Source organism: Mesorhizobium sp. BR115XR7A, assembly GCF_020165315.1.
Lineage (GTDB): Bacteria > Pseudomonadota > Alphaproteobacteria > Rhizobiales > Rhizobiaceae > Mesorhizobium > Mesorhizobium australicum.
Genome location: NZ_JAIUHW010000002.1, coordinates 92,798 through 106,763 on the forward strand (window position 1 = coordinate 92,798; position 13,966 = coordinate 106,763).

Annotated in this window: 15 protein-coding genes and 1 pseudogene; 7 read left to right on the forward strand and 9 right to left on the reverse strand. The window is 64.4% G+C overall.

Features of this window, described 5'->3' with window-relative positions; all coding sequences use genetic code 11:
• Positions 1–9: 9 nt before the first annotated feature.
• The gene (locus LB557_RS04625) at positions 10–765 is read right to left on the reverse strand and encodes an SDR family oxidoreductase (RefSeq protein ID WP_140663788.1); all 756 of its coding nucleotides are present in this window, start codon (positions 763–765) and stop codon (positions 10–12) included.
• A 77-nt stretch (positions 766–842) separates the two neighbouring features.
• Here LB557_RS04625 and LB557_RS04630 point away from each other — a divergent pair, with 77 nt between their 5' ends.
• From LB557_RS04630 to LB557_RS04640, 3 genes are all read left to right on the forward strand, one after another.
• Entirely contained in the window at positions 843–1,787 is a 945-nt protein-coding gene (locus tag LB557_RS04630) for a 2-hydroxyacid dehydrogenase (RefSeq protein WP_224642334.1), read from the forward strand.
• Between the two features lie 73 nt (positions 1,788–1,860).
• Positions 1,861–2,895, forward strand: a complete 1,035-nt coding sequence (locus tag LB557_RS04635) for an L-idonate 5-dehydrogenase (protein ID WP_224642335.1) — start codon at positions 1,861–1,863, stop codon at positions 2,893–2,895.
• 47 nt (positions 2,896–2,942) lie between these two features.
• The gene (locus LB557_RS04640; protein ID WP_224642336.1) at positions 2,943–3,962 is read left to right on the forward strand and encodes a LacI family DNA-binding transcriptional regulator; all 1,020 of its coding nucleotides are present in this window, start codon (positions 2,943–2,945) and stop codon (positions 3,960–3,962) included.
• 81 nt (positions 3,963–4,043) lie between these two features.
• Here LB557_RS04640 and LB557_RS04645 read toward each other — a convergent pair whose 3' ends face one another.
• From LB557_RS04645 to LB557_RS04655, 3 genes are read right to left on the reverse strand one after another with little or no spacing between them, the layout of a single operon-like run.
• Positions 4,044–5,141, reverse strand: a complete 1,098-nt coding sequence (locus tag LB557_RS04645) for a substrate-binding domain-containing protein (protein WP_224642337.1) — start codon at positions 5,139–5,141, stop codon at positions 4,044–4,046.
• 23 nt (positions 5,142–5,164) lie between these two features.
• Positions 5,165–6,223 carry an ABC transporter permease gene (locus tag LB557_RS04650; protein ID WP_224642338.1) on the reverse strand — a complete coding sequence of 353 codons (1,059 nt, stop codon included), beginning with the start codon at positions 6,221–6,223 and terminating at the stop codon, positions 5,165–5,167.
• A gap of 9 nt (positions 6,224–6,232) precedes the next feature.
• Positions 6,233–7,726, reverse strand: a complete 1,494-nt coding sequence (locus LB557_RS04655) for a sugar ABC transporter ATP-binding protein (RefSeq protein WP_224642339.1) — start codon at positions 7,724–7,726, stop codon at positions 6,233–6,235.
• Positions 7,727–7,859: 133 nt separating this feature from the next.
• Here LB557_RS04655 and LB557_RS04660 point away from each other — a divergent pair, with 133 nt between their 5' ends.
• Entirely contained in the window at positions 7,860–8,783 is a 924-nt protein-coding gene (locus tag LB557_RS04660; protein WP_224642340.1) for an SMP-30/gluconolactonase/LRE family protein, read from the forward strand.
• Positions 8,784–8,813: 30 nt separating this feature from the next.
• On the opposite strand, the gene LB557_RS04665 is transcribed toward LB557_RS04660, so the two are convergent.
• Entirely contained in the window at positions 8,814–9,428 is a 615-nt protein-coding gene (locus LB557_RS04665) for a thiamine pyrophosphate-dependent enzyme (RefSeq protein ID WP_411970528.1), read from the reverse strand.
• Between the two features lie 2 nt (positions 9,429–9,430).
• Here LB557_RS04665 and LB557_RS04670 point away from each other — a divergent pair.
• Positions 9,431–10,216 (forward strand): annotated as a pseudogene (locus tag LB557_RS04670) (IS3 family transposase); the annotation flags it as partial.
• A gap of 254 nt (positions 10,217–10,470) precedes the next feature.
• Here the strand turns inward: LB557_RS04670 and LB557_RS04675 are convergent.
• The 4 genes from LB557_RS04675 to LB557_RS04690 form a co-directional block, all read right to left on the reverse strand.
• Complete coding sequence (locus tag LB557_RS04675; RefSeq protein WP_224642341.1) at positions 10,471–10,824, reverse strand: hypothetical protein; 354 nt, start codon at positions 10,822–10,824, stop codon at positions 10,471–10,473.
• Positions 10,825–10,866: 42 nt separating this feature from the next.
• Positions 10,867–11,283 carry a methyltransferase domain-containing protein gene (locus LB557_RS04680; RefSeq protein ID WP_224642342.1) on the reverse strand — a complete coding sequence of 139 codons (417 nt, stop codon included), beginning with the start codon at positions 11,281–11,283 and terminating at the stop codon, positions 10,867–10,869.
• A gap of 131 nt (positions 11,284–11,414) precedes the next feature.
• Complete coding sequence (locus tag LB557_RS04685) at positions 11,415–11,864, reverse strand: cupin domain-containing protein (protein WP_224642343.1); 450 nt, start codon at positions 11,862–11,864, stop codon at positions 11,415–11,417.
• A gap of 142 nt (positions 11,865–12,006) precedes the next feature.
• Positions 12,007–12,729 (reverse strand): hypothetical protein, encoded by a 723-nt coding sequence (locus LB557_RS04690; RefSeq protein WP_224642344.1) that lies wholly within the window; start codon positions 12,727–12,729, stop codon positions 12,007–12,009.
• 193 nt (positions 12,730–12,922) lie between these two features.
• Here LB557_RS04690 and LB557_RS04695 point away from each other — a divergent pair, with 193 nt between their 5' ends.
• Complete coding sequence (locus LB557_RS04695; RefSeq protein ID WP_224642386.1) at positions 12,923–13,147, forward strand: LuxR C-terminal-related transcriptional regulator; 225 nt, start codon at positions 12,923–12,925, stop codon at positions 13,145–13,147.
• A gap of 293 nt (positions 13,148–13,440) precedes the next feature.
• Positions 13,441–13,956, forward strand: a complete 516-nt coding sequence (locus tag LB557_RS04700) for a hypothetical protein (protein WP_224642345.1) — start codon at positions 13,441–13,443, stop codon at positions 13,954–13,956.
• The last annotated feature ends 10 nt before the right edge of the window (positions 13,957–13,966 follow it).

Genomic DNA, 13,966 nt, shown 5'->3' on the forward strand with positions numbered 1-13,966 from the left:
GGCGGCCGGTCAGATCGAAGCTGTGATGCCGCCATCGACATAGAGAATGTGTCCGTTGACAAAGGATGATGCGTCGGAGGCCAGGAAGACGCAGGCGCCGACCAGCTCCTCGACCTTGCCCCAGCGGCCGGCCGGGGTGCGCTTTTCGAGCCATGCGCTGAAGGCCGGGTCGGCGACGAGTGCCGCGTTGAGCGGCGTGTCGAAATAGCCGGGCGCGATCGCATTGCATTGCAGGCCGTGCCTGGCCCAGTCGGTCGCCATACCCTTGGTCAAATTGCCGACGGCGCCCTTGGTCGCCGTGTATGGCGCGATGCTCGGCCGGGCGAGCGCGGTCTGCACGCTGGCGATGTTGATGATCTTGCCGCGACCGCGCTTGATCATGTGCCGGGCCACCGCCTGGCCGACATGGAAGACGCTGGCGACATTGGTCTGCAGCAGGCGTTCGAACGCATCGGCGGGAAAATCCTCCAGCGGCGTGCGGAACTGCATGCCGGCATTGTTGACGAGAACGTCGATCGGCTCGCTGGCTTGCTCGAAGGCGTCGATTGCGGCCCTGACGGCGTCGTGGTCGGTCGCGTCGAAGGCAAGCGTCGCAGCGCCTGGAATCTGCCCAGCCGCAACCGTGAGCTTCGCCTCGTCACGGCCGTTGAGCACCACTCTGGCGCCGGCCTCGGCCAGCCCTTTGGCCAAAGCAAATCCGATGCCCTGAGAGGAGCCGGTCACGAGCGCGGTGCGCCCGCCGAGATTGAACAGATTGGATGACATTTTCCGATTGCCTCTTGTCGCTGAGCGTCTTATGTTATCGATAACATGATCTGTCAAGTCAAGTGGAGAGAATAGCGATGCAGCGGCCTCACATCCTTCAGGTTGGACCCTATCCGGCATGGGACGAGGAGCCGCTCAACGAAGCCTTCACGGTGCACCGCTATTTCGCGGCCGACGACAAGCAGGCTTTCCTCGCCGGGATCGGGTCGCAAGTGCGCGGCATAGCCACGCGTGGCGAGCTCGGCGCGAACCGCGCCATGATCGAGGCCTGCCCTTCGCTTGAGGTTGTTTCCGTATACGGCGTCGGTTTCGATGCGGTCGATCTCGCGGCATGCCGGGAGCGAGGCGTGCGCGTCACCAACACGCCGGACGTGCTGACCAACGACGTTGCCGATCTCGGCATCGCCATGATGCTGTGCCAGTCGCGCGGCATGATCGGTGCCGAGCGCTGGGTGCGCGATGGCAGCTGGGCGAAGGGGCTTTACCCGCTCAAGCGCCGCGTCTGGGGCCGGCGGGCCGGCGTGCTCGGTCTTGGGCGCATCGGCTACGAGGTAGCCAAGCGTCTCGCCGGCTTCGACATGGACATCGCCTACAGCGACGTCGCCCAGAAGGATTTCGCCCCGGATTGGACGTTCGTCGCCGATCCGGTCGAGCTGGCGAGGCGTTCGGACTTCCTGTTCGTGACGCTTGCCGCATCGGCCGCGACGCGCCACATCGTCAACAAGGATGTGCTCGCGGCACTCGGCGAGGACGGCATGCTGATCAACATCTCGCGCGCCTCCAACATCGACGAGGACGCGTTGCTCGATGCGCTCGAGACGAAGGTGCTGGGCTCCGCCGCGCTCGACGTGTTCGAAGGCGAGCCGAAGCTCAATCCGCGCTTCCTGGCGCTCGACAATGTGCTGCTGCAGCCGCACCATGCGTCGGGCACCATCGAAACGCGCAAGGCGATGGGCAAACTGGTGCGCGACAATCTTGCCGCCCATTTCGCTGGCCAGCCATTGCTCACGCCGGTGCTTTAGGCTTGTCCTACGCAGATTCGGACGGAAAACCGCTGCACATTGTTCCTGGAATTGCCCGAGGAGTTCACTGACCATGAAGTCGATCGTCATCCACGCCGCGAAGGACCTGCGCATCGAGGACCGTCCGGTCGAGGCGCCGGGCCAGGGGCAGGTGCTGTTGCGTCTCGCCGCCGGCGGCATATGCGGCAGCGACCTGCACTACTACAATCATGGCGGCTTCGGAACGGTGCGCCTGAAAGAGCCGATGATTCTCGGCCATGAGGTCTCCGGCGTCATCGAAAAGCTCGGCCCCGGCGTCGACGGACTGCGGCCTGGCCAGCTGGTCGCGGTGTCGCCGTCGCGGCCCTGTTACAGCTGCCGGTACTGCCGCGAAGGGATGCACAACCAGTGCCTCAACATGCGCTTCTATGGCAGCGCCATGCCGTTCCCGCATATCCAGGGCGCCTTCCGTGAAATGCTGGTCGCGGACGCGCTGCAATGCGTGCCGGCCGATGGATTGAGCGCCGGCGAGGCGGCGATGGCCGAACCGCTGGCGGTTTGTCTCCACGCCACACGCCGGGCCGGCGAGATACTCGGCAAACGCGTGCTGGTGACCGGCTGCGGACCGATCGGCCTCTTGTCGATCCTCTGCGCGCGGCGCGCCGGCGCCGCCGAAATCGTTGCCGTCGACATCACCGACTTCACCCTGGCGATGGCAATGCGCGCCGGCGCCGACAAGACCATCAACACAAACGCCGATCCGGAAGGGCTGGCGCCGTATCTCGCTGACAAGGGGACGTTCGACATCCTCTATGAATGCTCGGGTGCCGCGGCGGCACTGGCGCAGGGCATCGCGGCGCTGCGTCCTCGCGGTACCATCGTCCAGCTCGGCCTCGGTGGTGCCGAGATGGCGCTGCCGATGTCGGCAGTGACCGCCAAGGAACTGACGATCAACGGCTCGTTCCGCTTCCACCCCGAATTCGCCGTCGGGGTCGAGCTGATGCGCAAGGGACTGATCGACGTCAAGCCGCTGATCACCCACACCGTGGCCTGCGACGAGGCCTTGTCCGGCTTCGAACTTGCCAATGACCGCAGCCGGGCGATAAAGGTTCAGATCGTCTTCGCATAAGCATCGCGGCGCGTTGCATTCCGCAGTGATATCGATAACGTACGGCGATGCAGCCTTCGCCCAAGCGCCCGACCATGGCCGATGTCGCGCATCGCGCCAACGTCTCTACGATGACGGTGTCGCGCGCCTTCAAGAGCGACGCGTCGGTGAGCGCCGACACGCGCGACCGCATCCTGCAGACGGCGGAAGAGCTCGGCTATGTCTTCGACAGTATCGCCGCCAACCTGTCGTCGCGCCGCTCCGGTTTCGTGGCGGTGACGATCCCTTCGATCAACAACGCCAACTTCGCCGACACGGTGCGCGGCATGACCGAGGGCCTGCGTGACAGCGGGCTGGAAATCCTGCTTGGCTTCACCGACTACAATGTCGAGGAGGAGGAGCGCCTGGTCGGCCAGTTGCTGAGGCGGCGGCCGGAAGCAATCATCGTCACCGGCGGCCGGCACACGCCGCGCTGCCGCAAGATGCTGGAGAATGCCGGCGTGCCGGTGGTGGAGACCTGGGACCTGCCGGATGATCCGATCGGTCACGTCGTCGGCTTCTCCAACGCCGCGGCCGGGCGGCTGATGGTCGATCATTTCATTCAGCGCGGCTACTCGAGGCTCGGCTTCATCGGCGGCGACACGTCGCGCGACACGCGCGGCCTCGACCGCCGGCGCGGCTTCGTCGCGGCGCTACAGGACCGCGGCCTCGACGCCTCGCGCGTTATCGCCTCCGGCGTGCCGCCGATCTCGATGCGCGAGGGTGCCACCGCCATGGTCGAGATGATCTCGCGCTGGCCGGACACGCAAGCCGTGATGTGCGTGTCGGATCTTTCGGCTTTCGGCGCGCTGATGGAATGCGTGAGGCGCGGCATCCGCGTTCCCGACGACGTCGCGATTGCCGGTTTCGGCGCCTATGACCTCGCCGAACAGTCGGTGCCGTCGATCACCACGATCGATGTCGAGGCGCATGAGATCGGCATCCGTGTCGCCGAACTCGTGCTCGACCTGCTCAACGGGCGCCGGGCGCCTGACGATCGGGTGGTCGTCGGCATGACGCCGAAGGTGATCGCGCGTCATACGGCCTGAGACTGGGCAAAACAGAACGGCCGGCGGGTTGCCCGCCGGCCGTTGACCGTCCTGCCCGTTGGCAGAGGTACTCGTCGGCGCCTATTTGCCCCAGATCTTCTTGTACTGGTCGCGGTAGCCGTTGCCCGGATCGAACCGGTTATCCGGCCCGCCGTCGAATTCGACATTGTCCGACGTCACAACATGCAGCGGCGAGATGTAGCCAGACCATTTCTCGCCGGCCATGGCGCGGTTGAGCTCATCGACGAGCTGCCAACCTTGCAGGTTCAGGGGTTCGGCAACCGTCACCTTCTGGAACTGGCCGGAGCGGATGCGCTGGTAAGCCGATTCGGAACCGTCGCCCGCCGCCACGTTGATCGGAGCGTCGGTGCCGGACTTTCCGGCCGCCGCCAGTGACGGTCCCATGAAGTCGAAATAGAGGTCGTTGATCGCCAATGAGTGAGTCCACTGGTCGCCGTATTTCTGCAGCAGCGAGGTGGTGAGCTGCGGCATGCGTTGCGAGGTCTCGGCGATGGGCGTGTCGACATATTCGAGCACTTTGCCGCCGAGATCCTCGATTTCCTTCTTCATGCGGTCGGCCTTGGCGATGGCGATCTGGTAGGTCGAGTCGGTGAAGATGATGACGCCGGGCTTGCCCTTGGCGTCGACAAAAGCCCAGTCGGCGGCAGCCTTCGACACTTCCATCGGATCGGTCGAGACGTTGGCGATGATGCCGAGATCGTCGATCGGACCGACCGTCGGCGCCGCATGCCATGCCGCCATCGGAATCTTGGCCGCCCTGGCCTGCTCCAGCGCCGGCTTCTGCTCGACGGCATCGAACCCGTTGATAATAATACCGTCGGGATTGAGCGCCAGCGCTTGGCCGAAGGCCGCGGTGCGGCCGCCGATGGAGCCGGCGCCGTCAAGTGTCTTGACGGTCCAGCCGAGGGCTGCCGCTGCTTCCTCGACGCCCTTGGTGACGCCAAGGATGCCGCCGTTCTTCATGTCGGCGCCAAGCACCACGATCGTCTTGCCGGCCGCGCCCTTCGGTCCGGTCGTCGGGCCATCCCATTTGTCGACCTTACTGGCATATTTGCCGACCACTGCCTTGGCGTCGGCCATCGGGTCGGCCAGGGCGTTCGAGGCAATGCCAAGCGCCAGGCAGGCGACGCCGAGCTGAAGGACTGTTCTGCGATGCATGTTTCTTCTCCCATTAAGCATTGTCATTTGTCTTTGTTGGTTGGCTGGTGGCTGGGTGGAGGCGGCACGACCGCGCCGCGACGGCGCTGCGCGTAGCCGGCAATGCCGATGGCGACGAGCAGGGTGACGCCGTTGAACAGCGGCTCGACCCAGAACGAGCCGCCGAACTGCTGGATGCCGGAAATGCCGGCGGCGAGGATGACGACGCCGATGATCGTGCCCCAGACATTGACGCGGCCGGGTTTGATGGTGGTCGATCCCAGGAAGGCGCCGACCAGCGCCGGCAATAGATATTCAAGGCCGACGCTGGCCTGGCCGATGCGGAGCTTGGAGGCGAGCAGCACGCCGCCAAGCGCCGTCAGCGCGCCGGAAGCGACGAAGGCGCCCATGACGAATTTCTGCACCGGTATGCCGTTGAGCGCTGCAGCCTTGGGATTGGCACCGATGGCGTAGAGGTAGCGGCCGATCGGCATGTATTCGAGCACAAGCCACATCACCAGTGCCAGGACGATCACGTAGTAGCCAGTGATCGGCAGGCCGAACAGCATCGTCCCGTTGAGGGCGAGGAAGCCTTCGGGAAGCACGCCGACGACCTGCCGGCCGCCCGTGTACCACATGGCGAGTGCATAGAGCACGGTGCCGGTGCCGAGCGTGGCGATGAAGGAATCGATGCGTGCCACCTCGACCAGCAGGCCGTTGATGAAGCCGGTGACGACGCCGAGCAGCAGGACGATCAGCACCGCGATCGGCCAGGGGATGCCGAAGGCGGTCTGCAGGCTGATGGCCAGGATATGCCAGAGCACGATGCCGTAGCCGACCGTCAGGTCGATGCGGCCCGAAGCCATGGGGATCATCGCCGCCAGCGACAGCAAGGCGATGATCGCCTTGTCGGAGACGATGGAACGCAAATTGAGCAGCGTCGGGAAGGTGCGCGGCAGGAGCAGCGAGAACAGCAGGATGAGCAGCAGCGTCAGGATCGGCAGGCCGTAGACCGGCAGGTAGCGCGCCGCCCTCTGGCCAAAGCTGAGCCCGGAGAGTTCCGAGCGGGTCGGCTCCAGCGCAGTCGATTTGATCGAGTTCATGGATACTCCTCAGGCGGCTTCGGACACGGAGGCGGCATGGATAAGCGCCGCCGTCGTCAAGGCATCGCCGGCCAGTTCGCGCACGATGCGGTTGTGCGAGAAGACGAGCGCGCGATGGCAGATATGCGCTACTTCCTCGAAATCGGTGGAAACGACGACGACCGCCAGCCCGGCTTCGACAGCTGCCGCGATCAGCCGATAGATTTCGGCCTTGGCGCCGACATCGACGCCGGCCGTCGGATCCTCGGCGATCAGCAGCTTGCGACCCGTCGCCAGCCAGCGGCCGACGACCACCTTCTGCTGATTGCCGCCAGAAAGCGCCTCGATCGGCAGATGCGGATCGTTCGGCCGCAGCCCGAGCCGGGTACCGAGCTCCTGCGTCAGTTCGCTTTCCCGCGCCGGCGTCATGAAGGAGAAAAGCCCGCGGCCGACGGCGGACGGGTTGAGATACATGTTTTCGCGCACGGACAGCGACAGCGCTACCGACTCCTCGGTGCGGTCGCGCGCAATCAAGCCGACACCGGCGGCAAGGGCCGCTCCGACCGAAGACAGGCCGAGGCGTTTGCCGTCGAGTAATACAGTGCCGTCGAAAGGCTCGGCGCCGAACAGCGCGCGGCCGACGGCCTCCTGTCCAGCACCACGCAGGCCAACCAGTCCCAGAAGTTCGCCAGACCGCGCCTCGAAGTGGACCGGTCCGACATTGCCGCAGCGCAAATCCTCGACCTTCAGCCGCTCGGGTCCGTCCTGCCAGCGCGACTTGGCGAACATCTGGTGCGCCGGGCGGCCGACGATGAGATCGACCAGTTCCTGCGGCGTCGTCTCGGCGACCGGCTTGACCGCCACCATGCGGCCGTCCCGCATGACGGCGACCCGATCGGCGATGCGGAACACTTCATCCAGGCGGTGCGAGACATAGATCATGCCGACGCCGCGCTCGCGCAACGGTCGCAGTGCGTGGAACAGGCGTTCGACCTCATCCGCGGGCAAGCTTGCCGTCGGCTCGTCGAGTACCAGCACGTCGGCTTCGGTAGCGAGCGCGCGGGCGATGGCAACCAGCGATTTCTCGGTGCGCGAAAGATCCTGGACGCGCGTCGCCGGATCGAAGGCGCAGCCGACCAGGGCCAGGGCGCTCTCGGCACGACGCTCGGTGTCGCGCCAGTCGATCAGGCCCGAGCGGCGCGAGAAACCCTGCGCCATGCCGACATTCTCGGCCACCGTCATCCATTCGATGAGGCCGAGATCCTGATGGATGAAGGCGACCTTCTGCGGCAGGTTGGGGCGAGGCGGGCGGTGATGATAGTCCTCGCCGCGAAAGCGGATCGCGCCCTGGTCGCGCTTGTAGATGCCGGCCAGCGTCTTGATGAGAGTCGATTTGCCGGCGCCGTTCTCGCCGAGCAGCGCAACGATCTCACCCTCGTGGATGTCGAGCGAGACCGACTTCAACGCCAGCGTGCCCCCGAAGCGCTTGGAGATGTCGATGAATTCTATGAGCTTGGGCCGCATCCATGGCCCTCCCAAGCCAAACAGACGGATCTGAACTGGCAGCGATGTTATCGCTAACATTTTTGCAGGTCAAGTCTTGAAAATGGCTCGCCCCGAAGGCTATCGATAGCTCCGGTTTCGCGGAGGATGAGGCATGTTCGGAGACATAGAGGGCACTGGCTTCGAGGTTCTCGACGAGCGGTTCGAGAGCTGTTTCGTCGGCCATGTGGCGGTCGAGCGGCTGTGGACGGGCGGGCGCTGGCTGGAAGGTCCGGCATGGTTCGCGGCCGGGCGGTATCTGGTTTTCTCGGACATCCCGAACGACCGCATCATGCGATACGACGATACCAACGGCGTGGTCTCGGTGTTTCGTGCGCCCTCCAGCAACGCCAACGGCAACACAGTCGACACGGAAGGGCGGCTGGTCACCTGCGAGCATCGCGCGCGACGCGTCACCCGCACCGAGCATGACGGATCGATCACGGTGATCGCCGACCGTTTCGAAGGCAAGCGGCTGAACTCGCCAAACGACGTGGTGGTGCGATCGGACGGCACTGTGTGGTTTTCCGATCCGCCCTATGGCATCGCGACCGACTATGAGGGCGACCGCTCCGAGCAGGAGATCGAGGGCTGCCACGTCTACCGCGCCGACCCCCTAACGGGCGAGGTGGCGCGCGTCGTCTCGACGATGGCCAAGCCAAACGGTCTCGCCTTCTCGCCGGACGAGGCCATCCTCTATGTCGGCGACACCGGCATCACGCACCAGAAGGACGGGCCGCGGCACATCCGCAAGTTCGCCGTCGAAGGTGCGACGCTCGGGGAACTCGGCGTTTTCGTCACCTGCAGCGCTGGCCTGTTCGACGGGTTCAGGGTGGATACGGCCGGGCGTGTGTGGGCGGGAGCCGGCGACGGCATCCACTGCTTCGATCCCGACGGCACGCTGATCGGCAAGATCCGCATTCCGGAGACGGTGGCGAACCTCACCTTCGGCGGCGCCAAGCGCAACCGCCTGTTCATCACTGCGCGGCAGTCGCTCTATTCGGTGTTTGTCGTTGCCAATGCGGCAGCACGAGCGTGAGTTGGAAGAGAGGGATGTTTTGCGATGAAGTCAGACGCCTACGCGCTGCTTCCTGCGAGCTTGAGCCTGTTCCGCATGCGCTTCCCGCACCTGCGGCCTGGCGCTTACCTCGGGCACACCCACGTCCCACCAGGCGTCGCCTGGTGTCCAGGTGAAACCATCGGACACCAGCGTGATGACCGTCGTCCGGTCCGTTCCGAGCGCCCAATCGACGGCTTGCGAGAGGTCCGCGAGGCTGTCGACACGCCGGGTGAGCGCGCCCATCGATTCGGCGTGCTTCACAAAATCGACGCTGAACGGCTCCTTGACACGGCAATCCTTGATCAGGTTGTTGAAGGACGCCGCGCCCTTGGCATTCTGGAGACGATTGATGACGGCGTAGCCGCCATTGTCGCAGACGATCACCACCATCTTATGGCCCGACAGGACCGTGGAATAAATGTCTGAGTTCATCATCATGTAAGTGCCGTCACCGATCATCACGATCGGGGTTCGCGTGGGATCCGCCAGCGCGGCGCCCCAGCCGGCGGCAATCTCGTAACCCATGCACGAGAAGCCGAATTCACAGTCGAACGTATTGGGCGACTTGACGCGCCAGTTCTTCATGACCTCGCCCGGGAGGCCGCCCGCGGCCGTGATGACCAGGTCGCGCTCGCCTGCGCGATCTCGCGAACGAGCGCCGACGCTTCGGCTACCGGCGGCTGTTCATCCTGCTCAGGCGCGAGGGCGAGGCGTCTGGGGTCAACCGTATCTACCGTCTCTATCGCGAGGAAGGTCTGACGGTGCGCAAGCGCCGGGCAAGACGGCGAGCGGTCGGCACGCGGGCGCCGATCCTGGTAGAGGCAAAGCCGAATGCGCGCTGGTCGCTGGATTTCGTCCATGACCAGTTCGCCTGCGGCCGGCGCTTCCGTGTGCTCAACATCGTCGACGACGTAACGCGCGAATGCCTGGCCGCGATTCCGGACACGTCGATCTCCGGCCGCCGGGTTGCTCGCGAGCTGACGGAACTGATCGCCCAGCGCGGCAAGCCCGGCATGATCGTCTCCGACCACGGCACCGAGTTCACCTCGAACGCCATCCTTGCATAGTCGAAGGACCACGGGATCGAATGGCACTACATCGCGCCGGGCAAGCCGATGCAGAACGGTTATGTCGAATCCTTCAACGGTCGCATGCGCGACGAGCTCTTGAACGAGAGCCTGTTCTTCGGCCTCGACCACGCCCGCAGCGCCATCGCCGAATGGCGGGAGGACTTCAACACCGCGAGGCCGCATTCCTCGCTCGGCTACCAGACCCCGGCGGCCTATGCCGAGGTCATCACCGCAACCGGCTCCGATGCTGTGCTGATGGAAGGCTCCGCGTCTTCGCCGGTTGCTCAACCCGCGCCCCACGGCGTAACAGAAACGGTCGAGGCTCTAATCGCCGTTGGATGAAACTTCAGTGGCAGGTCATTGTCCTAAAAAATTATCTCAAAAAACAAAAGCTTGCATAGAGCAGGATACAACCCAAGGAACCCAAGGTTGTTTTGCCAGAGGCGGAACTCGGCGCAGCTTGACTGCCGCCGGTCGCCGTTGAGGCCGTCCGAGTTCGTCAAGCGCATGGTGCGCAAGTTGACCGAAGTGACCTCCTACTGGACGTTGCCCGGGCAGGGCTCCTCTGACCCGAAGCGGCCAGAGCCAACGATCCATCACCGCCTTCGGGCAATAATCTCGACCGGCGCGATCATGCCGGCTGAAATACTTTCGCTCATGTTTTTGACCATCTGGGGGCGCCGCGCTCCCATGAGTGTCTGGACGCCCAGTACTGCTCGCCCTGTAGTCGCCTGGGCGCGCTGCCGCCCGAAATAGTCAAGCGCAACATCGCGCCGCTGGCGCTCTGACAAAATCTCGAACCCCGCCGCGGAAAGCGTGTCACGGTACTGCTCTGGCGCGGCGATCGCGTTCGTATCTGCCGTACTCGCCCATGGCAGCGGATAAGCCAGCTCGCCCGCCCCGGCGCGCATGACGTCGAAGACACCAAAACGCGCACCCGCGCGAAGCACCCGCGCAACCTCCGAAAACAGTGCGCCCTTGTCGGCAATGTTCTAAGCGGCGGTGAACGATCCATCTGGGAAGGGCAACCCCAACGCATCGCCTTGCTGCAACGAGACGAGCTCCTCGAGATGGAGCCAACTGGAAAGGACATTGCCGGCGTCAATGTAGTCGCGAGTAAGATCGATGCCAGTCACCTGGCAGCCGTAGTGCGCAGCAATTTGTCTGGCCGGTCCGCCGAGGCCGCAGCCGATGTCGAGCACTCGATCCTCTGTCGTAAGCGCAAGTTGCCCTGCCAACTCTCCCGTGGCGGCGCGGCCGCCAATATGAAACTCGTCCACCGGCGAAAGGTCCTCGGCCATGACCGTGCTTTCGGTTTTCCCCATGGCGGCAAGACCATCACGGATGTCTGCGATCAGCGTGCCTCGTGCGTAGTGGTCAGCAACCTGTGAACGCGGCGCTGCTTCCATGATCATCGCCCCTTTTTGGTGGCAGCTTCGTGGATCATCTCAGCCGACCATCGACATTCCCGAACTCGGTCGGTCCGACCATCATACCATTCGATCCGATGAAGCCAAATGCGGCGACACGCCCAGTGCGGCTATGGCCCAGCGATCGTGAAGGGTGGCCCGGTAATCTCCATGTCGAACTGGGCCGCGATCGCCTTGATAGCGGCCAGATCTCGCGGAATCTCCAGTCCCTGCCCGGCAACCGCCGGGAAAAAGCCTTCGAGACCTCCCGGGGACAGGATGGCGATCCATTGCGCAGGCTCGACGACGACGAACGCGTGCTCAACGCCAGCGGGAATGTGGAATATTTCTCCGGCGCTGCGTTCGGAAGTTTCCCCGGCGCGCCAGAAGCGCAGCCGTCCTTGGAGAATGACGAAGATTTCGTCGGCCTCGAAATGGCGGTGGCGTGGCGGTCCGTCGCCCGGACCAGCATTGGATGCAAATGCCCCGAGCTTGCCGCCGGTCTCGCGCGCCGTCAGGAGCGTTTCGTAGTGCGTACCGTTCCAATCGGTCTGAGTACCAGGTGCTGCCCGCGTTTGCATCTTCGCCACATGTGGTTGGAGTGAAGCTTGATGGCGTCACGATAGCTACACGCTGACCTCGGGCGGTCGCCTCGTATGAACATATGAGATGCGGGGAGAATGGTTGTCAGCAAAGCCGGCTTCCGGCAGACTGCATATCCCGTCAGGTGAGGGAGCGGTGAAACCGGCACGCATGCACGACTTCGACGGCATGGTCGGACAGATCTACGATGCGGCGGTCGAACCCGGCCGCTGGCCGCAGGTTCTCGAGACGCTGTCGGATTTCCTCGAAGGCGCCGCTACCAAGCTGACGTTCCAGAACGCAAGGACATTGCGCAGCGAAGCGAGTTCGGTGCGCATGCCGCCGGAGGCGGACCTCACCTACGCGCAGTATTACTACAAGACCAATGTGTTCCTGCCGCGCATCGCCAGGCTGCGCGCCGGCGCGTTGATTCCGGTGTGGGACCTCCTGCCGCGCGAAGTCTACCAGCGCTCCGAGTTCTATAACGACTTCTGCCGGCCCGGCGACATGTGCCACCCGATCGGGGTCGTGCTGGCCAACGAACGGGACATGCGCGTCGTTTTCACCTGCGGGCGCTCCAGGACAGCCGGCGAGTTCGAGCCCGAACATCTCGACCGGCTGCGCCGCGTCGGGCCGCATCTGGTTCGAGCGGCGAGCGTGGGATTGCGCCTCTCGCGTTCGGAGATCGCCAGGAGTGCCAATGTCGAGGCGCTCGACCGCGTCGCCCAGGGCGTGCAGATCGTGGCGGCGAATAGCGAAATCCTGTTCGCCAACCGGGCGGCCGAAGCGCTGCTCACCGAAGCCGATGGAATCAGGATCGAGAAATCGGCGCTGCGCGCAAATAAGCAAGCGGATGCCGCGCAATTTCGCCGGTTGATTGCCACGGCCGCAGAGCGGTTAGACGCCTCGGGGGGCGTCATGGCGCTCGCGCGCCCGCTGCCGCGTCGACCGCTGAGCGTGCTGGTTGCGCCGCTCAAAAATCGAGTCGACATGGTTCGTGCCCGGCCGCCCAGCCGCGATCGTGTTCGTGGCCGATCCGGACAGAGCACCGCGGATCATGCAGGCCCAGTTGCGCGATCTCTACGGGCTGACCCCGGCCGAGGCGGCCGTGGCCACCGCGATCACCCGTGGCGAAGGGCTTCAGGCGGTCGCCGACGAGCTCGGCATCAGCTTGACCAGGGCGCGCACCCACCTGCAGCACGTGTTCGAAAAGACGGAAACACGGCGGCAGGCGGAGCTGGTGCGCCTCATCGCGGCGAGTGGCGTTTACCACCGACAATAGCTCGATCGCAGCGAGGCTCGCCAAAGCAGGTCGCAAGAGCCTCTGAACGACATCGCATGCACGCGGACCCAGGGGTCTGATCCTCACTATCCGCTCTGCAAACCTACCGGCCCGCTTGCGCCCGCTAAAGCTGATACTACGTTTTTCCACCGGAGTCGGTTGAACATCGAACGCAGGTGTCACCGCCTTCGGGCAATAATCTCGACCGGCGCAACCAGGCCGGCTGAAATACCTTTCGCTCATGTTTCGGACCATCTGGGGGCGCCGCGCTCCCAGCAGTGTCTGGACGCGTCATGCGCACAGGAGCCGGCGAGCTGTCTTATCCGCTACCGTGGGCGGGTACGGCAGATACGAACGCGATCGCCGCGCCACAGAGTATCGCGACGCGCTGTCCGCGGAGAGGGCTCGAGATTTTGTCGGAACGCCAGCGGCGCGATGTTGCGCTCAACTATTTCGCACGGCAGCGCGCCCAGGCGGGCACGGGGCCGGCAGCTGACAGGCAGCCTTGGGGCCGAAGGCTGCCAGGCCGCTTTGCGCAGCCAAGATGGAAAGGCAGATATTCGCCTGAAGGGGCGGCCGCCCGAATTTCACCCAAGTCGGACGAGCTGAAGAACCCGAAGCCGTCGCTTATCTCCGCAACATTACCTTACACCGTCTATTTGATCGGTTATTCGATCGAAGATGCGTCGATGGCCAAGGATGTTACAGGTGCGCGCCATCCTACGATCGGCGCGCCCGCCGGTGCCGTCCACGTATTGAAGAATCGGGAACGAGCCTCAGAAATAGAAGGGAGAGGAAGCGGGCATTGAACATCGAATC